Here is a 22,198-nt window from a genome sequence, read left to right as displayed (position 1 = left end):
GGGAGTTCCCATGAGCCGAGCGGCCCATACCCGGCGGCCAACGGTTGCCGTGATCGGTGGCGGAGTCTCCGGGCTGACCGCGGCGTACCTCCTCGGCCGCAGCCACGACGTCACGCTCTTCGAGGCCGAGCGGAGGCTCGGTGGCCATGCGCACACTCACGATGTCCCGGCCGCGTCGGGAGCGGTCCTCCGGGTCGACAGCGGCTTCATCGTGATGAACGAGCGCACCTATCCGAACCTGCTCCGCCTCTTCGGAGAGCTCGGCGTCGAGACCCGGCCGACCGAGATGAGCATGAGCATCGACTGCGACGACTGCGGGCTGTCGTACGCCGGCGGCAAGGGGCTGGGTGGCATCCTGGCCGACCCGCGTCGCCTCGCTGACCCGCGCTTCCTCCGCATGCTGGCGCAGGTGCCGCGGTTCCACCGTCGCGCCCGCCGTCTCCTCGAGACCGACAGCGTCCTGACGTGGGGGCAGTTCCTCGACGAGGGTGGTTTCAGCGACTACTTCGTCCAGCACTTCGCCGTGCCGCTGGTCTCCTGCGTCTGGTCGTGCGGCGACGAGGACGCCGCCGCCTACCCGGCGCGGCACCTGTTCGCCTTCCTCGACCACCACGGGATGCTCCAGGTCACCGGGTCGCCCACGTGGCGCACGGTCGTGGGCGGGTCCCGTGCCTATGTGGACAAGATCGCCGAGCGGGTGGGCGAGGTCCGTGCCGGTGAATCGGTGACCGCCGTGGAGCGGTCCGCCGACGGGGTCGAGGTGCGCACCGGGGCCGGGGCCAGGCACTTCGACCGTGTGGTGCTCGCGACCCACGCCGATCAGGCCCTGAGGCTCCTGGCCGATGCGTCCCCGGAGGAGAAGGCGGACCTGGCCGCGATCGGGTACTCGCGGAACGAGACCTGGCTGCACCGCGACGCCACCCTGCTGCCGGCCTCGCCCCGTGCCCGGGCGTCCTGGAACTATCGCCTCGCCTCGTGCGGTGGTGGCGCCGACAAGGTCGTCGTCAGCTACTGGATGAACCGGCTCCAGGGTCTCGAGGACCGCGACGAGCATGTGGTCACGCTCAACGCCACCGAGCATGTCGACCCGGCCAAGGTCACCGCACGGATGAACTACGAGCACCCGGTCTTCACCACCGAGGCGGTCGCGGCAGCGGCCCGGCTGCGTACGGCCGGAGGACCTCGGCTGGCCTTCGCCGGCGCCCACCTCGGCTGGGGCTTCCACGAGGACGGCTGTCGATCCGGGGTGGAGGCGGCAGAGTCGTTCGGGGTGACGTGGTGATCCCGTCACCGGTCTTTCCCGAGGTGCCCGCGCTGGTCGTCGGTCATGTCAGCCACGCCAGAGAGGTGCCGTTGCGGCACGCGTTCCGCCACCGCAGCTACCAGTGGCTCATCGACGTCGACGATCTGCCTCGGCTGCCGTTCTGGCTGCGTCCGCTGGCCGGGTTCCGGGCCGAGGACCATCTCGACGGGGGCTCGTCGGGAGGTGGTGTCCGTGGCGATCTCGGCGCGTTCCTCGCCGGCCGCGGCGTCGACCTCGCGCCGACCGACCGGGTGCTGATGCTGGCGAACGCCCGTGTCCTGGGCCATGTCTTCGACCCCCTCACCGTCTTCTGGGTGCAGTCGGACGACGGTGTGCTGCGCGCGGTCGTCTTCGAGGTGCACAACACCTACGGCGGCCGACACGCCTACCTGCTCGACATCGATCGAGAAGGGCACGCCCGCACCGACAAGGCCTTCTACGTCTCGCCGTTCAACGACATGGCCGGGACCTATGACATCCGGCTACAGGTCGACCCAGGACAGGTCTCCGTGACCGTCGGCCTCGACCGCGACGGCGCCCGCGTGCTGACCGCGACCACCCGCGGGACTCCGGAGCCCGCGACGCGTCGTGCGCTGCTGCGGGTCAGCCTCACCCACCTGCTGATGCCCCACCGGGTCAGCGCGCTCATCCGGTTCCACGGGATCCGGCTGTGGCTGCGCAGGTTGCCCGTCATCCCTCGTCCTGCCCCACCTGAGGAGGTCACATCATGAGTGCAGAGCCGGTCTCGCTCGAGCTGCCGGTGCAGAGGGAGCCCGCGGCCACCGCGGGCTTACGAGCCGGTGTCGCCAAGCAGATTCTGCGCCTGGTGACCCGGCAGGTCCCGGTCGACCTCGTGCTCCCGGACGGTGGCCTGCTCAACCATCGAGGCGGGTCGCGTACGGATGGGTGGCCGGGCATCGCCCTGCGGCGCCCGGAATCGCTCTACCGACGACTCGCGGAGAACCCGAAGATCGGCCTCGGTGAGGCCTACACGGCAGGAGACTGGCACGCGGCCGAGGGCACCGACCTCGCGGACGCGCTGACGCCGTACGCCGAACGCCTCTCCGGGCTGCTTCCGGGCTGGATGTCGAGGCTGCGTCGCCTCGTCGACCTGCCGATCCCCGCCGACCAGCGCGGCGCCGTGGAGCACACCCGGGAGAACGTCTCGGCCCATTACGACCTGGGCAACGACATGTTCGCCGCGTTCCTCGACCCCAGCCTCAGCTACAGCTCGGCGCTGTTCGACCGCAGTCGTCCGGTGGCCGATCAGGACCTGGAAGAGGCACAGCTGCGCAAGGTCAACGCGGCCCTCGACCTGGCGGGCGTCGGTGCCGGTGACGACGTTCTGGAGATCGGTACGGGGTGGGGAACCCTCGCGATCGAGGCAGCACGTCGCGGCGCCCGTGTCACCACCATCACGCTGTCGGTCGAGCAGGCGGCGCTGGCCCGGGAGCGGATCGAGGCCGCGGGGTACACCGACCGGGTCGAGGTGGTGGTGCAGGACTACCGACACGTCGTCGGCACCTTCGACGCCGTAGTCAGCATCGAGATGATCGAGGCGGTCGGCGAGCGCTACTGGCCCGACTACTTCGCCGCCCTGTCCCGTCTGGTCCGTCCCGGCGGCGCCGTCGCCCTGCAGGCGATCCTGATGCCGCACCAGCGCTATCTGGCGACCCGGAACTCCTACGGGTGGATCCAGAAGCACATCTTCCCGGGCGGCCTGATCCCGTCCGCCACGGCGATCTCGGAGCAGGCCGGCCAGGTCGGCCTGAGCGTGACCCGCACCGACAGGTTCGGCGCCGACTACGCCGAGACGCTCCGCCGCTGGCGCTCCGCCTTCCTGGCCGCGTGGCCGGCGATCCGGTCCGAGGAGTTCGACGAGGAGTTCCGTCGCACTTGGGAGTTCTACCTGGCCTACTGCGAGGCGGGCTTCCGGGCAGGAGCCATCGACGTCGCCCAGATCCGGCTGGAGGCCGCGGGACGGGATCACTCATGACGACGTCCGTGATGTGGTTCCGACGGGACCTGCGGCTGGGAGACCATCCCGCCCTGCAGGCTGCGACCGCCGACGGGCCCGTGGTGCCGCTGTTCGTGCTCGACCCGCGCCTGGCCGGCTCCGGGCGGAGGTGGGAGCGGCTGCTGGCCTCGCTCGCCGCGCTGCGCGAGGAGACGGGCGGGGCACTGGTGATCCGTCAGGGCGACCCGGCCGAGGTGGTGGCCCAGGTCGTCGCCGAGGCCGGAGCGAGCCAGGTGCACATCTCGACCGAGACGACCCCCTACGGCCGACGACGCGACGCGGCAGTGGAGCAGCGGTTGGCGGGCGCCGGCATCGGCCTGGTCGGCACCGGCAGCCCCTACGCCGTGACCCCGGGCAGGGTCCGGAACGCGACCGGGGCGCCCTACCGCGTCTTCACGCCCTTCCTGCGGGCCTGGCGGGAGCACGGGTGGAGGGCGCCCGCCGGTGACGCTCGGGTCGAGTGGATGACGAAGCTCGAGTCGGACCCGCTGCCGGACCATCCCGAGCAGCTGGACCAGGAGGCCGGCGAGCGTGCGGCGCTCCACCGCTGGGAGGACTTCTGCGCCGAGGACCTGGCCGGCTACGCCTCGGCCCGGGACCGGCCCGACCTCGACTCGACCAGCCGCATCTCGACGGCCTTGAAGTTCGGCGAGATCCATCCGCGTACGCTCCTCGCCGATCTGGATCAGCACGGCAGCGGTGCCTCCGGAGAGGACGTCGAGCGCTTCGTCGCGGAGCTGGCCTGGCGCGAGTTCTACGCCGACGTGCTCTGGCACGACCCCGGGTCGGCCTGGCGTGACCTGCGGGACGGACTGAGAGGCATGCAGTACGACGACGACCCCGAGCTGCTGGAGGCCTGGAAGTCGGGCAGGACCGGCTTCCCGTTCGTCGATGCCGGCATGCGTCAGCTGCTCGCGGAGGGCTGGATGCACAACCGGGTGCGGATGGTCGTCGCGAGCTTCCTGATCAAGGATCTGCACATCTGGTGGCCGGCCGGCGCCCGGCACTTCCTCGACCATCTCCTCGACGGCGACCTGGCCTCCAACAGTCACGGCTGGCAGTGGGTGGCAGGCACCGGAACCGACGCCGCGCCCTACTTCCGGGTCTTCAACCCGGTCACCCAGGGGCTCCGGTTCGATCCGCAGGGTGACTACGTCCGGCGCTGGGTACCGGAGCTTCGCCACCTTCCGGGGGCAGCCGCCCACGAGCCGTGGCGCCACCCCGAGGGCTTCACCAACGGCTACCCTGAACGCGTCGTCGACCATGCCGAGGAGCGTCGCGAGGCGCTGGCCCGGCTGGCAGAGCTGAAGGACTCGACCTGATGACTTTGTTGCGTACGACGACCCACGAGTTCCGGCACACGGTGCCGGACGCGGCCGACGTCGTCTTCGACTGGCACGGCCGGCCCGGCGCGTTCCAGCGGCTGGTGCCGCCGTGGCAGCCCGTCCGGATCGCCGAGGAGGCCCCGAGCCTCGCCGGCGGCACGGCGGTGCTCGCATTTCCCGCCGGCCGGCGTTGGGTGGCCCAGCACCTCCCCGAGGAGTACGTCGACGGCCACCGCTTCGCCGACCGCCTGGTCTCGCGTCCGTTCGTGGTGCCGGTGTCGTGGCACCATCGCCACGACTTCGAGAGCGTCGGCGAGGGCACGACCGTGATCGACAGGGTCACGACGACACTGCCGCGGCGGCTGCTCGAGCCGATGTTCGCCTACCGGCAGCGTCAGCTCGCCGACGACCTGGCGGCTCACCGCTCAGCGGCCGGCACACCTCGGCTCACCGTGGCGGTAACCGGCGCATCCGGCCTGGTGGGGAGCGCGGTCTCGGCATTCCTGACGACCGGCGGGCACACCGTGGTCCGCCTGGTGCGCCACCGGCCGGCCGCTCCGGACGAGCGTGCCTGGGACCCCGACGATCCCGACCCGGCCTCGCTGGCGGGAGTGGACGCCGTCGTCCACCTGGCCGGGCACAGCATCGCCGGCCGCTTCACGGACAAGCACAAGGAGCTGATCCGCGACTCACGCATCGGGCCCACCCGCCTGCTCGCCCGGGCCAGCGCGAAGGCAGGAGTGGGTGTCTTCGTCTGCGCGTCCGCGATCGGGATCTACGGAGCCGACCGCGGCCAGGAGGTCCTCACCGAGGACTCCACGACCGGGGACGACTTCCTCGCGCACGTCGTCCGCGACTGGGAGGAGGCGGCCCTGGCCTCGGTCGACGCGGAGATGCGGGTCGTCCTGGTGCGCACCGGGATCGTGCAGAGCCCGCGTGGCGGAGCCCTGCGCCTGCAGCGGCCCCTGTTCGCCACCGGTCTCGGCGGCCCGATGGGGTCGGGGGAGCAGTGGCAGCCCTGGATCGCGATCGACGACCTCGTCGACATCTACCACCGGGCTCTGGTGGACCCCGGCCTGTCGGGCCCGGTGAACGCCGTCGCGCCGGAGCCGCTGCGGCAGCGTGCCTACGCCGCCGCCCTGGGGCGAGCGTTGCACCGCCCGGCGATCCTGCCGACCCCGTCGTTCGGTCCCCGTCTGCTCCTGGGCGGGGAGGGAGCGCAGGAGGTGGCCTTCGCCAACCAGCGGGTGGTCCCGCAACGGCTTCTCGGGCTCGACCACCGCTTCCGGTTCGTCGAGGCCGAGCAGGCGCTGCGACACGTCCTCGGGAGCGTACGCACATGAAGCACGCCGCTGCATCTGACCAGGGTCTCGACCGCCTGCTCGACCGCACGGTCGTGCTGGGCTACTCCCGGCTCGGCTACGCGATCCGTCGCCGTCGCTGGGCCGAGGGTGATCCGCGCCCCGAAGCGCTGGCAGGGCGGACCGCGGTGGTCACCGGCGGCGGGAGCGGTCTCGGCGAGGCCACGGTGCTGGGCCTGGCCCGCCTCGGTGCGCGCGTCCACCTCCTCGTACGCTCGCCCGAACGCGCCGCACCCGCAGTCGAGAGGATCGAGCGGCTGCTGCGCGTCGAGGGGCGGGCCGTCGAGCTTCGGACGGAGCGCTGCGACGTCTCCGACCCGGCCATGATCGACGCGTTCGCCGAAGACTTCTGCGCGCGCGACGGCGGCCGCACCGCTCTCGACGTACTCGTGCACAACGCGGGGGTCATGCCGCCCGAGCGGACCGAGTCGGTCGAGGGCCACGAGCTGTCCGTCGCCACCCATGTGCTCGGGCCGATCCGGCTGACTGAGCAGCTGCTGCCGGCCCTGCGCCGCTCGGAGCGCGGCGCCAGGCAGGTCTTCGTCGCCTCGGGCGGGATGTACACCCAGCCCCTTCCCGTCGACGACCCGGAGTTCGAGCGGGGCACCTACCAGGGTGCCGTGGCCTACGCGAGGTCCAAGCGCATGCAGGTGGAGCTGGCACCGATCCTGGACCGGCGGTGGTCACCGGACCGGATCTCCACCTTCGTCATGCACCCCGGCTGGGCGGACACACCAGGTCTGGCCAGATCGCTCCCCGCCTTCCGTACGTTGACCCGACCGCTGCTGCGCCCGGCCGAGGAGGGCGCGGACACGGCGGTGTGGCTCGCGGCCACCGAGCCCGCGCCGCCGTCCGGCACCTTCTGGCACGACCGTCGCCAGCGGCCCACGAGCTATCGGTCGGCGACCCGCCCGGGTCGCGGCGAGACCGAGGCGCTGTGGCAATGGGCCGCGGCTGCCGCCGGCCTGGAGAGGCCTTAGCTCCGATGTCACCCGACGCATTCACCACTTCTGGAAAGGCCCGACCATGCGCTCCGCGCTAGCAGCTCTCGCACAAGTCACCACGAGAAAGGCCACGGCATGGCTCGTCCTGGTGATCACGGTTCTCCTGGCCGGTGCGGTCATGGTCGTCGGATCCTCCCTCGAGTCCGCCAGCTCGGCGCCTGACCCGCTGCCGGCGGACGCCGAGTCGGCCCGGGTCGCCGAGCTCCAGCAGAGCTTTCCGGGCGGGGACGTGCTGCCCGCCGTCGCGGTGGTCGAGCGTGATGGTGGGCTGACCGCGGAGGACCGGGCGTGGGTCGCCGAGGTGTCGCAGCGTTGGGCGGAGGTCACCGGGAACGAGGTCTCGCCGCCGATCCCGGCGACCGACGGCGATGCCCTGATCGTCGCCATCGACGTCGATGCCGACGTGACCGGACTCGATCTCACCGAGCTCGTCGGCGAGCTGCGGGAGACGGTCGACGAGGACCGGCCCGACGGCCTCACGGTCCAGCTCACCGGAGGTGCCGCCTTCGCCGCCGACATCTCCTCGGCGTTCGAAGGTGCCGACGTGCGGCTGCTCCTCGTCACCGCCGCGGTCGTCGCCATCCTGCTGATCCTGACCTACCGCTCGCCGGTGCTGTGGCTCGTGCCCCTGATCGTGATCGCGGTCGCCGATCGCACCGCCTCGGTGGTGACCCAGATCGTCGCGGACTGGACCGGCAACGGGCTCGACGGCTCCACGTCGGGGATCACCAGCGTGCTGGTCTTCGGTGCAGGCACGAACTACGCGCTCCTGCTGGTCTCGCGCTACCGCGAGGAGCTCCGGCGGCACGCACACCACCGCGATGCCCTCGCCGCCGCGGTGCGCGGTTCCGCCGAGGCGATCGTGGCCAGCAACCTCACCGTCGTACTCGCACTGTTGGCCCTGGTGTTCAGCGTCGCTCCCAACACCCGGTCCCTGGGGGTCTCGGCTGCGATCGGCCTGCTGGTGGCCCTGCTCTTCGCTCTCTTCGCCCTGCCCGCCGCGTTGTCGTTGTTCGGTCGTGGCCTGTTCTGGCCGTTCGTGCCGCGCAACGGCGAAGACGAGAAGTCTCGCGACGGTGTCTGGTTCCGGATCGCCCGCGCCGTGGTGAGCCGACCGGCAGCGGTGCTGGCCGTGGCCGCGGTGATCCTCGGCGTACTCGCCTCCGGGCTACTGGGCGTCAAGGTCGGGCTCTCGCAGACCGACCAGTTCCGTGTCGACGCCGAGTCCGTCGACGGTCTGGACACCCTCTCGAAGCACTTCCCGCCCGGGGCCTCCGATCCGGTGACGATCGTGGTCGGAGCCGACGAGGCCGACGCGGTTCTAGCGCAGGTCAACCGGATGGACGGCGTCGACAGCGCGCGCCCGTCGGGCGAGAGCGGCGACCTGGTGAAGATCACCGCGACGCTGGAGGACGCACCAGCGACCCCGGGGAGCATCGAGACGATCGAGACGATGCGCAGCGAGCTGGCCGGCACCGGCGCTCTGGTCGGCGGCAGCGTGGCCAAGGACCTGGACAGCCGGAACGGCGCCGAGCGTGATCTCAAGGTCGTCGTGCCGCTGATCCTGCTGGTGGTGCTGCTGGTGCTCTTCGCGGTGCTGCGGTCGATCGTGACGCCGCTTGTGCTCGTCACCATCAGCGTGATCGCCACCTTCGCCGCCCTCGGCCTGGGCGCCTGGATGAGCACGCACGTCTTCGGGTTCCCTGCGCTCGACGTCAGCACACCGATCTACGCCTTCCTGTTCCTCGTGGCGCTCGGCGTCGACTACACGGTGTTCCTCGTCCTGCGGGCGAGGGAGGAGACCGCCGAGCACGACACCGTCGATGCGATGGTCATGGCGGTCGGGCTGACCGGTGGCGTCATCACCAGCGCCGGCATCGTGCTGGCCTCGGTGTTCGCGGTGCTGGGTGTGCTGCCCCTGATCACGCTGACCCAGGTGGGTCTGATCGTGGGCCTGGGCATCCTGCTGGACACCTTCCTCGTCCGCACCGTGGTGGTGCCGGCGGTCTTCGCCCTGGTCGGGGACAAGATCTGGTGGCCCGCCCCGATCGCCCGCCGGCACTCCAAGGAACCGCTGGTCAGCGACCCGCGAGCACGCGGGCTGCCTCCCGGCCGGCGGCGGCGTTGAGCACGCCGGCACGGGAGCCCGCGAGCTTGGCGGCGATGTGCTCGTCGACGGTGACGTCGCGGTAGAGGCGGGGGTGCTCGTCGTCGACGAACCCCGGCAGCGGGCCGATGACCGCCTCGGCGTCGCCGTCGAAGAAGTACGCAGCCGACCGGCGTCGCTGGATGGTGCCATCGACGATCGGCGGCTTGACCCGGTGCAGGGTCGAGAGCCACTGCTCGTTGGTCAGCCGGGTCGTGAGGTCGCCGAGGTTGATCAGCAGCGCCCCCTCGGCCGGGCTGACGTCGTGCCACTCGCCGCCGTGCAGGACCTGGAGGCCCTTGACCCGGTCGGCCCACAAGATCGTGACGATGCCGTAGTCGGTGTGCTCGCCCATCCCGATCATGTCCTCGTCGACCTCGACCCGGGTGCCTTCGGGGAGGGCGTAGTTGTTCATCCGCAGGACCTCGATCGGGTGGGCCGCGAGGCTCGCGATCGCGCCGCGCTCCAGGTCGAGCGCGTCCTCGAAGATGGTGACCATGGTGCGCGCGACCCGGGCGGCCTCGGCGCGCCAGGCTTCGATGCGCGCCCGGAAGTCCGACACCGACGGCCAGGTGTTCTCCGCGTAGTGCGCCGCGACGAGATCGGCGTCGGGGTGGTCGGAGACCGACGAGCCGACGTTGAAGGCCTCGAAGAAGTCCTTCATCCGCGTCTCGGACTGGACGCCGGCGCTCAGCGCGAGCGTCTCCGACTTGGGCGGGGTGTAGCCACGGTTCTCGGCGGCCGGTCGGCGCCACCGGGTCTTCTCCACCGGCGGCAGGGCGAAGAAGTCGTCCATGGCCGTGGCCAGACCGACGGCTGCGGACGGAGCGACGCCGTGGCCGAGGATCTGGATGAAGCCGACCTCACGGCAGGCGGTGTCGATGGCGGCCGCGACGGCCGCCTTCTCCTGGGGCGTTCCGCCCTGGACGTACGCAGCGATGTCGACGGCGGGGACGTGGAAGGTGCTCACGGTGTTCTCCTTGCTCGGAGCAGGCGGATGTTCTTGCCCGGAGGTGTCCGCTTTCCCGGCCAGGAGGCCTTGCTTTCCGTTGAACTCGGGCTCCACCACAGTAGAACGCCGACGTTTCCGCGCCATTTCGGGATGAGGTGCTCGCTCATTACTTTGTTCGTAAGTCTGACAAAAGGTCGCTGATGTTAGTGTCCGTCCATGACGAGCCAGACGACGGACCACCTGCGTCGGCGAAACCTCTCCCGGGTGCTGACCGTGCTCCACGAGGAGGGGGCGCGGTCGCGGGCGGAGCTGACCCGGGAGGTCGGGCTCAGTCGGTCGACGATGGCTGGGGTCGTCGCCGACCTGGTCAAGCTGGGTCTGGTCACCGAGTCGACGCCGACGCACACCGGGGGAGCGGGCCGGCCCAGTGGCGTCGTCCGGCTGGCCGGGGACGTTGTCGCAGTCGCGGTGAACCCGGAGGTCGACGCGGTGCATGTCGGCCTCGTGGGCCTGGGTGGGCGGGTCATCAAGCACGTACGCATCGAGATCCCCGACACCGAGGTGGCCACCATCGTGGGGCTGGCTGCGGCGACGGTCAGGGGCATGCTTGCCGGCGACCCGATGCGGGTGCTCGGTCTCGGCCTCGCGATCCCCGGCCAGGTGCGAACGCGTGATGGCGTCGTACGCCAGGCCACCCATCTCGGCTGGAGCGAGGTGCCGATCGTCGCCGAGGTCGCCAAGGCCACCGGACTGCGGTCCTGGGCGGCCAACGCGGCGACGCTCGCGATGCGCGCCGAGAGCCGCTTCGGCGCCGGGAAAGGCGTCGCTGACCTGGTCTATCTCATCGGCGGAGCAAGCGGTGTCGGCGGCGGCGCGGTGATGGGTGGGCGGCTGCTCACCGGTGCCGCCGGCTACGCGGGCGAGTTCGGCCACACCGTCGTGCGGCCCGGCGGGGCGCGATGCCACTGCGGCGCGGCCGGCTGCCTGGAGGCCGAGGTCGACCAGGCGACCCTGCTGGCCGCGGCCGGCCTGGACGCCGCCGACGCCGCGCGTCTCGGCGAGCGGCTCACCCAGCGCCTGGGCGGCGACCCCGACCTTGCGCTCGCTGCTCTGGTCGCGGAGTTGGCCGGCCTGCTCGCGATCGCGGTGCGCAATGCCGTCAACGTGTTCAATCCGCAGGCGATCGTGCTCTCCGGTTTCCTTGCCGCGTTGCATGATGCGGCGCGCGTCGACCTGGTCGGCGACGCCGTCGCCTCCATCCGTGAGGGCGTCGCGGTGCGTGATGCGGCGCTGGGCGAGGAGCAGCTGATGATCGGGGCCGCCGAGCTGGTCTGGGCAGAGCTGCTCGCCGATCCCGCCGGTTTCCTCGCCGGCGCCTGACGCGACGCCCGAGCCTGCGGAGTACAAACCTCCGAAGTTCGCGCCGATTCGATCCCTTTGTGTCTTGCGTCACAGTGGAACCCTCGTTATGTTCGTGACTAGAACAAAAGGTAGCGGCGCCCCCAGGCCCGCCAAACGAGGGAGGTACGCCATGCGCAGCACGAGACTTGCGCTCGGTGCGGTCATGCTGGCCGGAGCGCTGGTGGTGAGCGCTTGCGGTGGTTCGGGCACGAGCACCGACAGCGATGACGTCGACACCACAGTGGACGGGGAGGGCCGCACGCTCACGTTGTGGCACTACGAGAACGAGACCAGCGCCATGGGCGTGGCCTGGAAGGCCGCGATCGAGCAGTTCGAGAAGGAGACCGGCGCGAAGGTCGAGTTCGAGAACAAGGCATTTGAGCAGATCCGCACCACCGCCAGCCAGGTGCTCAACTCCGACAAGGCGCCCGACGTCATGGAGTACAACAAGGGCAACGCGACGGCGGGCCTGCTCGCCAGCCAGGGCCTGCTGACAAACCTCGACGGTGCCGTCAAGGCCTACAAGTGGGAGGACAAGCTCGCCCCGAGCCTGCAGACCACCGCGACGTACGACAGCACGGGCGTCATGGGGTCGGGCAGCTACTTCGGCATCCCGAACTACGGCGAGTACGTCGAGTTCTACTACAACGAGGACCTGTTCAAGGAGCATGGCGTGAAGGTGCCCACCACCTTCGAGGAGCTCGAGCAGGCGATGGCTGCGTTCAAGGCCAAGGGGGTCACTCCGCTGGCCGAGTCGGCCGCGGAATACCCGCTCGGTCAGCTCTGGTATCAGCTGGCCCTGACGAAGGCCGACCGTGACTGGGTCAACAGCTACCAGACCTACACCGACAAGGTCGACTTCTCCGGTCCTGAGATCAGCTACGCCACCGAGACCATCAAGGACTGGACCGAGAAGGGCTACATCTCCCAGAACGCCACCGGGCTCAAGGCCGAGGACGCAGGAGTCAGCTTCATCAACGGCGCAGCGCCGATGTTCTTCTCCGGCAGCTGGTGGTACGGCCGGTTCGTCGAGGGGGCGAAGTTCAACTGGAGCACCGGGCTGTTCCCCGGCGCCGAGATCTCGCCCGGCTCCTCCGGCAACGTGTGGGTCGTACCGACCCAGGCGAAGGAGAAGGACCTGGCCTACAAGTTCATCGACATAACGATGAGCCCGGAGATCCAGAACCTGATGGGAAACAACGGCGGGGTGCCGGTGGCCGCCGACCCCGAGGCGATCACGGACGAGAAAAGCAAGGAGCTCATCGCCAACTTCAACACCCTGACGGAGCAGGACGGGCTGGGGTTCTACCCGGACTGGCCGACCCCGACGTTCTACGACGAGCTCAATGCCGGTTTGCAGGAGGTGGTCAACGGCACCAAGACGCCCGACGAGGTCAACGAGGAGCTCGGCGGCCTCTACCAGGACGGCGTTGACAGCATCACCGGCGGCTCCTGACCTGATGACGCCCACGAAGACCCAGCGGCCTAGGGGCTACTGGTGGTACCTCCTGCCCGGGCTGCTGTTGGTGTCGGCGATCGTGATCGTCCCGCTGGGGATGAACATCTACTACAGCTTCACCTCCTACCGCGGCATCCTGCCGCCGCAGTGGATCGGGCTGGAGAACTGGCAGCGGCTCTTCGCCGACGCCAAGTTCTGGACGTCGTTCCGCAACAGCATCGCCATGATCGTGGCGATGGTGGTCGTACCGACGCTCCTGGGCCTGCTCATCGCCTCGGTGCTGTTCGACCTGGTCGGGAAGCGGTTCGGCGGGAAGATGGCCAGCTTCCTCCGGGCCACCTACTACATCCCGCAGATCATCCCGATCGTCGTGGCGGCCATCGTGATCGGCTGGATCGCGCGTCCCGACGACGGCGCCCTCAACTCGATCCTCGACACGATCGGCCTCGACGGCGCCCAGCAGAACTGGCTCGGCGACCCGACCTGGGCGTTGCCGACGATCATGGTGGTGCTGATCTGGGTGCAGATCGGCTATCCGGTGGTCGTCTTCATGGCGGCGCTCGCGCGGGTCGACCCCGAGCTCTACGAGGCCGCCGAGCTCGACGGGGCCAACTGGTGGCACCGCTTCCGGGCGATCACGGTCGCGGTGATCCGCCCGGAGATCTTCGTGGTTGCCCTGACCTGCACGATCGCGGCGCTGAAGGTCTTCGCGCCGGTCTACGCGCTGACCCGCGGCGGTCCGGGCACATCGACGATCGTGCCCAGCTACTACTCCTACAGCGAGTTCTTCCAACGTACGCAGGTTGGCTACGGCGCCACGATCTCGACCGCGCTGACCGTGGTGATCATCGCCGTCTCACTGGTCTTCCTGATCGCGCAGCGGCGCGTTGAGCAGGCCGAGGAGCAGCGATGAGAAGCTCGAGGAACCGGAAGCCGCTGGATTGGGTGCTGCTGAGCCTCGCCGTGCTCGGGGCACTGGTCGTGGTCGCCCCGCTGCTGCTGATCGTGCTCAACTCGTTCAAGTCGCCCGACGACTACAACCAGGGCGGCCCGCTGCAGCTGCCCTCACACCTCTACTTCGACGGCCTGGCGCGGTTCTGGGAGGCCTCGGACTTCCCCACGAAGGTGTGGAACAGCATCTTCATCTCCGCGATGGTGGCGGTGCTGGGTGTGCTGGTCTCGCTGTTCAATGCCTACGCCCTCGGAATCGGCCGCGCCCGGGGCAGGTTACCGCTGCTGGTCGTGTTCCTGCTGGCCAACATGCTGCCGCAAGAGGCGCTCCTCTACCCGCTCTACAACATGTCGAAGGCGGTCGGGCTCTACGACAGCCAGTGGTCGGTGATCATCATCTTCACCGTCATCCAGAGTGCGTTCGGCACCTACCTGCTCACCAGCGTCTACAGCGGGTTCCCACGCGAGCTGCTCGAGGCGGCCTCGATCGACGGCGCCGGCCGATGGCGCACCCTGTGGCAGGTGGTCGTGCCGGTCTCGTGGCAGACGCTGTCGGTGCTGCTGATCTTCTTCTTCATCTGGACCTGGAACGAGTTCCTGATCCCGACGACCTTCCTGGTCAGCAACGACAAGCAGACCGTGCCGCTCGCGGTGGCCGCACTCCAGGGCGAGAAACTGATGGACGTCACCACCACGAGCGCCTCGGCCCTGCTCGGCCTGATCCCCACCCTCGTCTTCTTCCTCATCTTCCAGCGCACGCTCACCCGCGGGGTCACCGCCGGGGCGATCAAGTGAGAAAGGCTCACCCGTGAAGTTCACCGACGGTTTCTGGCGCACCCTGCGTGGCGTGGAGATGCTCTACGCCAAGGAGGCCTACGACCTGGAGGCGACCGAGGACACCCTGGTGGTCACCGCGCCGACCAAGGTCATCGAGTCCCGTGGCGACACCCTCAACCGGCCGACGCTGACGGTCACCCTCAGCTCACCGTTGGAAGGCGTCATCGGCGTACGCATCGAGCATCTGCGCGGGGCCCGCAAGCCCCGCGGGTTCGAGCTGGTCGGCGCGGAGGAGGGAGTGGCGAAGGCCGCCACCAGCGAGGCGGGCGGTGTGCTGCGCAGCGGTCCGCTGCGGGCCACCGTCGCGGCCGGGGCACCGTGGGAGCTGCGGTTCGAGGCCGACGGCAAGGTGCTGACCCGTAGCGGCGAGCGGTCGGTCGGCTACGCCGTCACGGCCGGTGAGACGTACGTCCACGAGCAGCTCGCGCTCGATGTCGGCGAGCTCGTCTACGGCCTCGGTGAGCGGTTCGGGCCGTTGGTGAAGAACGGGCAGACCGTGGATGTGTGGAACGCCGATGGCGGCACGTCCAGCGACCAGGCGTACAAGAATGTCCCCTTCTACCTCACCAACCGCGGCTACGGGGTGCTGGTCAACCACTCCGGGAAAGTCTCCTTCGAGGTCGGCAGCGAGTCGGTCGAGCGGGTGCAGTTCTCGGTGCCGGGGGAGAGCCTGGACTACTTCATCGTCTACGGCCCGACGCCGGAGGAGATCCTGGAGCGCTACACCGCGCTCGTCGGGCGGCCGGCGCGGGTGCCGGCGTGGAGCTATGGCCTGTGGCTCTCGACCAGCTTCACCACCGACTACGACGAGGAGACCGTCGCCGGGTTCCTGGACGCGATGGCCGAGCGTCGCCTGCCGCTGTCGGTGTTCCACTTCGACTGCTTCTGGATGCGCGAGTTCAACTGGTGTGACTTCGAGTGGGATCCGCGGACGTTCCCCGATCCCGACGGGATGCTCGAGCGGCTGCACGCCGAGCGTGACCTGCGGGTCTGCGTCTGGATCAACCCTTACATCGCGCAGCGCTCTCCGCTCTTCGACGAGGCCGCTGACCTGGGATTTCTGGTGCAGCGGGCGAACGGCGAGGTCTGGCAGTGGGACATGTGGCAGGCCGGGATGGCGCTGGTCGACTTTACCAACCCGGATGCCACCGAGTGGTTCAAGTCGAAGCTGCGCCGGCTGGTCGAGCAGGGTGTCGACTGCTTCAAGACCGACTTCGGCGAGCGGATCCCGACCGACGTCGTCTATCACGACGGATCCGACCCCGTGCAGATGCACAACTGGTACACCCAGCTCTACAACCAGGCCGTGTACGACGTCCTGGTCGAGCAGCGCGGCGAGGGCGAGGCGGTCCTCTTCGCCCGCTCGGCCACCGTCGGCGGCCAGCGGCTGCCGGTGCACTGGGGTGGCGACTGTACGCCGACCTATGAGTCGATGGCCGAGACGCTGCGCGGCGGGCTGTCGCTGGCGATGAGCGGGTTCGGGTTCTGGAGCCATGACATCGGTGGGTTCGAGGGCACGCCGGATGCCGGGTTGTTCAAGCGCTGGACCGCGTTCGGGATGCTCTCCAGCCACTCCCGGCTGCACGGCAGCGGCTCCTACCGGGTGCCGTGGACCTTCGACGAGGACCCAGTGACCGGTGCCGTCGACGCGGGGCCGCAGAGCGCGGTCGCGGTGACCAGACGGTTCACCGAGCTCAAGCTCTCCCTGATGCCCTATCTGTACGCCGCCGGTCTGGCCGCCAGCTCCCGCGGGGTCCCGATGATGCGGCCGCTGGCGATGGCCTTCCCCGATGACCTCGGGAGCGCGTACGTCGACCGGCAGTATCTGCTCGGTCCGGACCTCCTCGTCGCGCCGGTGTTCGCGCCCGACGGCTCCGTCGACGTCTACCTGCCGCCGGGCCGCTGGACCGACTGGTGGACCGGCCGGGTCGTGGAGGGCGGCGGCTGGCGCCGCGAGCAGCACGGCTTCGACACCCTCCCGCTCTACGTACGCTCCGGGGCGGTCGTGCCGATCGGAGCTCGCACGGACCGGCCCGACTACGACTACCTGGACGGCCTCGAGCTGCGCGTCTTCCCAGGTCTGGAGGCCGGCCAGGAGCGTGTGGTCGAGGTGGTCACCCCGGACGGGGTCTCGGCGACGTACGCCGTGGTGATGGGTGTCGATGGGCAGCCGCGGGTGACGACGACGTCGACCGCGCCCTGGCGGGTGGAGATCGTCATGCCTTCCTGACGCCTTCGTCGCCGAGGTGCTCCCCGAAGAAGGCGAGGATACGCCGCCAGGCGTCCTCCGCCTCGGGCTCGGAGTAGTTGAAGCCGACCACGCGTTCCAGGACCGGGGCCGGGGTGGGGAAGCCCCAGTCGTTCATGAAGCTGTGCCCGGCGTCCGGATACTCCTTGACGTCGCGGGGTACGTCGCCCGCGGCGAGCGCCGCCTCGACCTTGGTCGCGGCGCCGCGCAGGAGGTGGTCCTTGGCGCCGTAGCTCGCCACCATCGGGCACGAGGTGGTCAGCGCGGACAGGCTCCCGGGCGCCACTCCGTAGTTGGGTGCGGCCGCGTCGAAGATGCCGCGCGGGGCCAGCAGAAGGGTGAAGCCGCCGCCCATGCAGAAGCCGACGACGCCGACCTTGCCCGTGCAGCGTGGGTCGTCGGCGAGGTGGTCGCGAGCGGCGATCAGATCGTCGACCGCGGTGCCCTTGCCGGTCACCAGCGACTTCATCGTGCTGACGACACACCCGACCTTCGGGCCGCGCTCGTAGAGCGCCGGAGTCAGCGTCAGATAGCCGTTGGCCGCGAACCGGTCGCTGATCCGCTTGATGTCCGAGGTCATGCCGAGGATATCCTGCACGACGACCACGCCCGGCCATGGCCCGGCACCCTCGGGCACCGAAAGGTAGCCACGCGTCGGACCCGCGGGAGCGGCATAGTCGATCATCGACATCTCTCATCACCTCGGTGCGATCCTCGCAGGTCCGACGATCCTGCAGGGCGGATGCCGCGCGACCCGATAGGATTTCGTGGTGATTCGCCAGGCTCGGGGTCTTGACGGAGGCCGCGGTGCGCCATGAGGGCATGTTCGGTCCCAGGCTCCGCCGGCTGCGTGAGTCGCGTTCGCTGACACAGGGCGCGCTGGCGCGGGCCGCGGGGCTCAGCGTCGCCTCGATCCGCGACCTCGAGCAGGGCAGGACGAGGCGGCCGAGGGCGGCCTCGCTGCGTGCGCTCGCCGAGGCGCTGGACCTGAGCGCGGAGGAGACGGCCCAGTTCGCCGAGGCTTTCACACCCACCCGCGAGGTCGACGGCGCGGTGGTGAGCATCGCCGTACTCGGCCCGACCGTCGTGGTCCGCGACGGTGCGCCGGTCGAGATGGCCGATCAGGTCGGCCTGCTGCTGCGGCGACTGGCCCTGGAGCCGGGGGAGAAGGTCGGGCGCGACGAGCTGCTCGACCTGCTGTGGCCCGAGCTCACCTCCGCCGAGTCGGGCAGGCGGCTGGTCCAGCTGCTCCGGCGCCTGCGCGCCCTCGTCGCGCCGATCGCGGTCACCCAGGACGGCAGCGCCCTCCGCCTCGACGCATCGGCCGACGAGCTCGACCTGGTCCGCTTCCGGGAGCTGACCACGACCGACGAGATGCCCTCGCTGACCGAGGCCGTCGGCCTGTGGCGTGGGCGTCCCGACGGGTTCGACCAGGCGCCGTGGCTGTCGAGCACCATCGAGGACGAGTACGTCGCGGTCGTGCTCAGATGGGCGACCCTCGGCGTTGCCGAGGGCCTGGCCATCGAGGCGCTCCCGGTCGTCGGCGACCTCGCCCGGTTGCGGCCGCTGGACGAGCCGTTGTGGGCGGCGTACGTGAAGGTGCTGGCGGCGGCCGGGCGGCAGGCCGAGGCGCTCGCCGCCTACGAAACGGTCCGGTCCGTCCTGGCCGAGGAGCTCGGGCTGGACCCGAGCCCGGTCCTCGAGGATGTCCGCCAAGGGACGCTGGAAGGACGCTGGCACACCCGGCGACCGACACTGGTCGAGGGTGCGCGCCGGCGGGACGTACCTCGGGAGGTGCCGGCGGCGCCGGCGCTGATCGGGCGTGACGCGGAGCTCGCGATGCTGACGGCCGGGCTCGGCGAGAGCGGCGGTGCCGCGGTGCTGGTCACCGGGCCGGCCGGCTCCGGGAAGAGCGCGCTGGCGCTGACCGCTGCGGCCAGGCTGGCCGACGACTTCCCCGACGGCCAGCTCTACGCCGACCTCCACGGCGTCTCGGGCGAGGCGGTCGACCCCGGCACCGTGCTGCGGCGCTTCCTGCGCTCACTCGGCCTCTCCGGCCAGCAGATCCCGACCGACGCCGCCGACGCCGCGGCCCTGCTCCGCAGCGAGCTCTCCGACCGCCGGATGCTGATCGTGCTGGACAGCGTCGACAGCCCTGGCCAGGTCATCCCGCTGCTGCCCGGACTCGGCGCCACGCGGACGATCCTCACCAGCCGCCACCGGCTGCCGGCCCTCGCGGGCACGATCGACCTGGGCCGCCAGATCCACCTCGGCGAGCTCAGCACCGACGCCTCCGTCCACCTCATCGGCGTGATCGTCGGCCATGAGCGCGTCGCCGCAGCGCCGCGCGCGAGCGAGTCGCTGGCGCTGGCGTGCGGTCGGCTCCCGCTGGCGCTCAGGATCGCCGCGGCCAGACTGCTGAGCCGCCCGGAATGGTCGATCGAGACGTACGCCGACCGGCTGAGCGAGAGCTCCCACCGGCTCGCCGAGCTGGCCGTCGGCGAGGTGAGCGTCGCGGCCAGCCTCGAGATCTCCTACGCCGCGATGCCCGCCGAGGCGCAGCGCGCGTTCCGGCTGTGCTCGCTGATCTCGGCCTACGACTTCGACCCTGCTCCGGCGTGTGCACTCCTCGACCGTGACCCGGCCACCACGCAGCGGCTGCTCGAGGACCTGGTCGACGCCAACATGCTGCAGACGGCCAGCCCCGACGACAGAGCCGACGACGGCGTCGGGCGCTACCACTACCACGATCTGCTCCGGCTCCACGCCGGCGATCTGGCCGCCGCCGACCCCGAGCAGCCGCTGGCGCAGGGCCGGCTCGCCGACTGGCTGCTGGACACCACGGTCAGCGCCGCCGACACGGCCTATCCGGGCCGCCTGCGCGCGCTGGAGATCGAGCCTTCGCCTGACAGCGGCTTCGCTTCGGCCGGGCGTATTGCCTCGGGCTTCGCTTCGGCCGATGACGCCCGCACCTGGCTCGACCGCGAGGCCCAGCTGCTGATCGCGTTCTCGAAGCAGACGGCGACCGACCCGCACCGGCGTCACTACGCCTGGAAGCTCGTCGACCAGGCCCGGATCCACTACCGCACCCGCCTCGACGTGACCACCTACCTCGAGCTCGTGACGGTCGGGGCCGAGGCCGCCATGCTGGAGGACGAGGCGCGGGCCGAGGCCTTCCTGCGCACCCTGCGAGCCGATGTGCTCGGGGTCCTGGGGCGGATGGAGGAGGCCTGGGTGGAGTCGGACCGCGCCTGGAGTCTCCTCGATGCGAGCGGGTGGCCGCAGGGGCTGGCGTTCGCGTCGATCGTCGACGGCCACCGCCACCGGGTCGCGGACTCCGGACGCGAGGCCGAGGTCGCCTACACGCACGCGCTGAAGATCCTCGGCGACATCGAGGGCACCGAAGGACTGCGGGCGTGGGCGCATCAGGCCCTCGGTATCGCCTGCACCGAGCAGGGCCGCTTCGAGGAGGGACGCGTCCACCATCTCCAGGCGGTCGAGCTGAGCGAGGTGCAGGGCAGCGCGACCCCGCTCGAGCTCGCCACGCTGGCCGCGGCCGAGCGCGCCCTCGGCCTGCTCGACTCAGCCGGCGCCCGGCTGGAGTCGGCGCTGGCGCAGGCCACCCGCAACCGGAGCCCGTTCGCCGAGGCCAACGCGCTCGAGGAGCTCAGCCTGCTCGCCCTGGTCCGTGGCGACCACGCCTCGGCGCTCGAGCTCGCCGAGCGGGCCCACCTGACCGCGCGGGCCCACGGGGACGTACGTTTCGTCGCGTCGACAGCCTGCAGCTATGCCGCCGCCCTCGATGCGACCGGGAACCACCGCGATGCCGCCGAGACGTATGAGTACGCGGTCCGGCTCAGCCACACGCACGTCGCCTCGTTCACCGAGACCCGTGCCCGGATCGGGCTGGCCCAGGCGCTGCACGCGGAGGGCGACACCACGGCCGCCCGGGTCCACGCCCGCCGCGGCAGGCAGCTGGCCGCCGAGCACGGCTTCGCGCCGTTGCGGCGCGAAGCCGACCGGGTGCTCGGACAGCTCTAGTCGACCTTGGACGGGTGCTTGGCCAGCGGGGTGACCTGGACGTCCATGTAGGGGAACAGCGGCAGGCCGGAGAGGATCTGGTGGAGCTCGTCGTGGGACTCGACGTCGAAGACCGAGAAGTTGGCGTACTCCCCGGCGATCCGCCACAGGTGCGGCCACTTGCCGGCGCGCTGGAGCTCCTGGGCGTAGGCCTTCTCGCGGGCGATCGTGTCGTCGCGGACGTCCGGATCCAGATCGTGCGGGATCCGGACGTCCATGCGTACGTGGTAGAGCATCAGCCGCGAACCGGGTCGAGCACGAAGCCGTAGTCGACGCTCACCGAGCCGTCCCCGTTGGCGACGGGCGCGAGCACCAGCTCGGGCTTGACCGCCGAGGCGATGTCGTCGTCGTTGTGCTCGTCACCGGGGAAGTAGAGCTGGGCGGTGAGCAGCTCGTGACCCGGGGCCGACACCTTGACGTGCAGGTGTGCCGGACGCCAGGCGTGCCAGCCGGCGGCGGCGATGAGCTTGCCGCAGGAGCCGTCGGTCGGGATCTGGTAGGGCGCCGGCTGGATCGTGTGAATCTCGAAGGCACCGTCAGCCCCGACGGTGAAGCTGCCACGCAGGTTCCACTCCGGGATGCCGGGGGCGAACTGCGAGTAGAAGCCGTCGGCGTCGGCGTGCCACAGCTCGACCTTGGCGCCGTCGAGCGGGGTGCCGTCGGTGGAGGTGATCGTGCCGGTCCAGGTCAGCGGGGTGCCGGCCTCGCCGTCGCGCATCGGGATGGTGCCGTTCGCGCCCTGCTCCGGGGCCGCGGGGACGTAGTAGGGGCCCTCGATGGTGCCCTTGTTGCCCTCGCGGTGCTCGGTGGCGACCTTCTCGATCTCGTGCTCGACCCAGACGTCGAGGAAGAGCGGCCACTCGCCGTCCTTGCCGACCTGGATCAGCCACGCCTTGAGCGCGTTGTACTCGTCGTAGCTGACCTTCTCCTCGCGGATCGTGTCGTAGACGGCGTTGAGCACGCGCTTGGCGAGCCTGTCGACGCGCTCCGGCGGGGTGTCCTTGACGGCGTCGAAGGGCGACTTGTCGGCGGCGAAGCGCTCGGTGGCGGAGGCGCCCGAAGCGGCCGCGGAGGCTGCCTCGGTGGACTCGAGGGTCTGGTCGGTGGTCATGGG

General features: G+C 70.5%; 17 protein-coding genes. 13 read left to right on the top strand and 4 right to left on the bottom strand.

The genetic code is table 11. The annotated features are described in order from the left end of the window. The first annotated feature begins 10 nt into the window (after positions 1–10). From ACFX43_RS23635 to ACFX43_RS23605, 7 genes are all read left to right on the top strand, one after another. The gene (locus tag ACFX43_RS23635) at positions 11–1,282 is read left to right on the top strand and encodes an NAD(P)/FAD-dependent oxidoreductase (RefSeq protein WP_378836147.1); all 1,272 of its coding nucleotides are present in this window, start codon (positions 11–13) and stop codon (positions 1,280–1,282) included. Then, complete coding sequence (locus ACFX43_RS23630) at positions 1,279–2,034, top strand: DUF1365 domain-containing protein (RefSeq protein ID WP_378836144.1); 756 nt, start codon at positions 1,279–1,281, stop codon at positions 2,032–2,034. The genes ACFX43_RS23635 and ACFX43_RS23630 overlap by 4 nt, the downstream gene beginning before the upstream one ends. Further along, the gene (locus ACFX43_RS23625) at positions 2,031–3,299 is read left to right on the top strand and encodes a class I SAM-dependent methyltransferase (protein ID WP_378836139.1); all 1,269 of its coding nucleotides are present in this window, start codon (positions 2,031–2,033) and stop codon (positions 3,297–3,299) included. The genes ACFX43_RS23630 and ACFX43_RS23625 overlap by 4 nt, the downstream gene beginning before the upstream one ends. Continuing rightward, on the top strand, positions 3,296–4,642 hold the full coding sequence (locus tag ACFX43_RS23620; RefSeq protein WP_378836134.1) for a cryptochrome/photolyase family protein: 1,347 nt from the start codon (positions 3,296–3,298) through the stop codon (positions 4,640–4,642). The genes ACFX43_RS23625 and ACFX43_RS23620 overlap by 4 nt, the downstream gene beginning before the upstream one ends. Then, positions 4,642–5,988 (top strand): TIGR01777 family oxidoreductase, encoded by a 1,347-nt coding sequence (locus ACFX43_RS23615; protein WP_378836127.1) that lies wholly within the window; start codon positions 4,642–4,644, stop codon positions 5,986–5,988. The genes ACFX43_RS23620 and ACFX43_RS23615 overlap by 1 nt, the downstream gene beginning before the upstream one ends. Next, the gene (locus tag ACFX43_RS23610; protein WP_378836122.1) at positions 5,985–6,986 is read left to right on the top strand and encodes an SDR family NAD(P)-dependent oxidoreductase; all 1,002 of its coding nucleotides are present in this window, start codon (positions 5,985–5,987) and stop codon (positions 6,984–6,986) included. Before ACFX43_RS23615 ends, ACFX43_RS23610 begins: the two co-directional genes overlap by 4 nt. Positions 6,987–7,098: 112 nt before the next feature. Further along, entirely contained in the window at positions 7,099–9,138 is a 2,040-nt protein-coding gene (locus ACFX43_RS23605; protein WP_378836118.1) for an MMPL family transporter, read from the top strand. On the opposite strand, the gene ACFX43_RS23600 is transcribed toward ACFX43_RS23605, so the two are convergent. Continuing rightward, on the bottom strand, positions 9,089–10,126 hold the full coding sequence (locus tag ACFX43_RS23600) for an isopenicillin N synthase family dioxygenase (protein ID WP_378836097.1): 1,038 nt from the start codon (positions 10,124–10,126) through the stop codon (positions 9,089–9,091). The two genes, ACFX43_RS23605 and ACFX43_RS23600, sit on opposite strands and share 50 nt — an antisense overlap. A gap of 198 nt (positions 10,127–10,324) precedes the next feature. On the opposite strand from ACFX43_RS23600, the gene ACFX43_RS23595 reads away from it, so the two are divergent. The 5 genes from ACFX43_RS23595 (at position 10,325) to yicI (ending at position 16,986) form a co-directional block, all read left to right on the top strand. Then, positions 10,325–11,488 carry an ROK family protein gene (locus tag ACFX43_RS23595; RefSeq protein ID WP_378836093.1) on the top strand — a complete coding sequence of 388 codons (1,164 nt, stop codon included), beginning with the start codon at positions 10,325–10,327 and terminating at the stop codon, positions 11,486–11,488. A gap of 151 nt (positions 11,489–11,639) precedes the next feature. After that, on the top strand, positions 11,640–12,965 hold the full coding sequence (locus ACFX43_RS23590; protein ID WP_378836088.1) for an ABC transporter substrate-binding protein: 1,326 nt from the start codon (positions 11,640–11,642) through the stop codon (positions 12,963–12,965). Positions 12,966–12,969: 4 nt separating this feature from the next. After that, positions 12,970–13,881: a carbohydrate ABC transporter permease gene (locus ACFX43_RS23585; protein ID WP_378836079.1), complete on the top strand. Its 912-nt coding sequence runs from the start codon at positions 12,970–12,972 to the stop codon at positions 13,879–13,881. After that, positions 13,878–14,714, top strand: a complete 837-nt coding sequence (locus ACFX43_RS23580) for a carbohydrate ABC transporter permease (RefSeq protein WP_378836074.1) — start codon at positions 13,878–13,880, stop codon at positions 14,712–14,714. Before ACFX43_RS23585 ends, ACFX43_RS23580 begins: the two co-directional genes overlap by 4 nt. A gap of 13 nt (positions 14,715–14,727) precedes the next feature. Further along, entirely contained in the window at positions 14,728–16,986 is a 2,259-nt protein-coding gene (gene yicI, locus ACFX43_RS23575; protein ID WP_378836069.1) for an alpha-xylosidase, read from the top strand. Here yicI and ACFX43_RS23570 read toward each other — a convergent pair. After that, positions 16,973–17,695 carry a dienelactone hydrolase family protein gene (locus tag ACFX43_RS23570; RefSeq protein ID WP_378836062.1) on the bottom strand — a complete coding sequence of 241 codons (723 nt, stop codon included), beginning with the start codon at positions 17,693–17,695 and terminating at the stop codon, positions 16,973–16,975. The two genes, yicI and ACFX43_RS23570, sit on opposite strands and share 14 nt — an antisense overlap. Before the next feature lie 101 nt (positions 17,696–17,796). Here ACFX43_RS23570 and ACFX43_RS23565 point away from each other — a divergent pair, with 101 nt between their 5' ends. After that, positions 17,797–21,045 (top strand): BTAD domain-containing putative transcriptional regulator, encoded by a 3,249-nt coding sequence (locus ACFX43_RS23565; protein WP_378836059.1) that lies wholly within the window; start codon positions 17,797–17,799, stop codon positions 21,043–21,045. On the opposite strand, the gene catC is transcribed toward ACFX43_RS23565, so the two are convergent. Both catC and catA read right to left on the bottom strand, forming a co-directional pair. Next, positions 21,042–21,320, bottom strand: coding sequence for a muconolactone Delta-isomerase (catC, locus tag ACFX43_RS23560; protein WP_008361945.1), 279 nt, complete (start codon positions 21,318–21,320; stop codon positions 21,042–21,044). The two genes, ACFX43_RS23565 and catC, sit on opposite strands and share 4 nt — an antisense overlap. Then, positions 21,320–22,195, bottom strand: coding sequence for a catechol 1,2-dioxygenase (gene catA, locus ACFX43_RS23555; RefSeq protein WP_378836054.1), 876 nt, complete (start codon positions 22,193–22,195; stop codon positions 21,320–21,322). The genes catC and catA overlap by 1 nt, the downstream gene beginning before the upstream one ends. Between the last annotated feature and the right edge of the window lie 3 nt (positions 22,196–22,198).

Source organism: Nocardioides sp. YIM B13467, assembly GCF_042788075.1.
In the GTDB taxonomy this organism is placed as follows: domain Bacteria; phylum Actinomycetota; class Actinomycetes; order Propionibacteriales; family Nocardioidaceae; genus Nocardioides.
The sequence above is the reverse complement of the archived record's forward strand: the minus strand, read 5'-3'. Positions and strand labels throughout refer to the sequence as shown.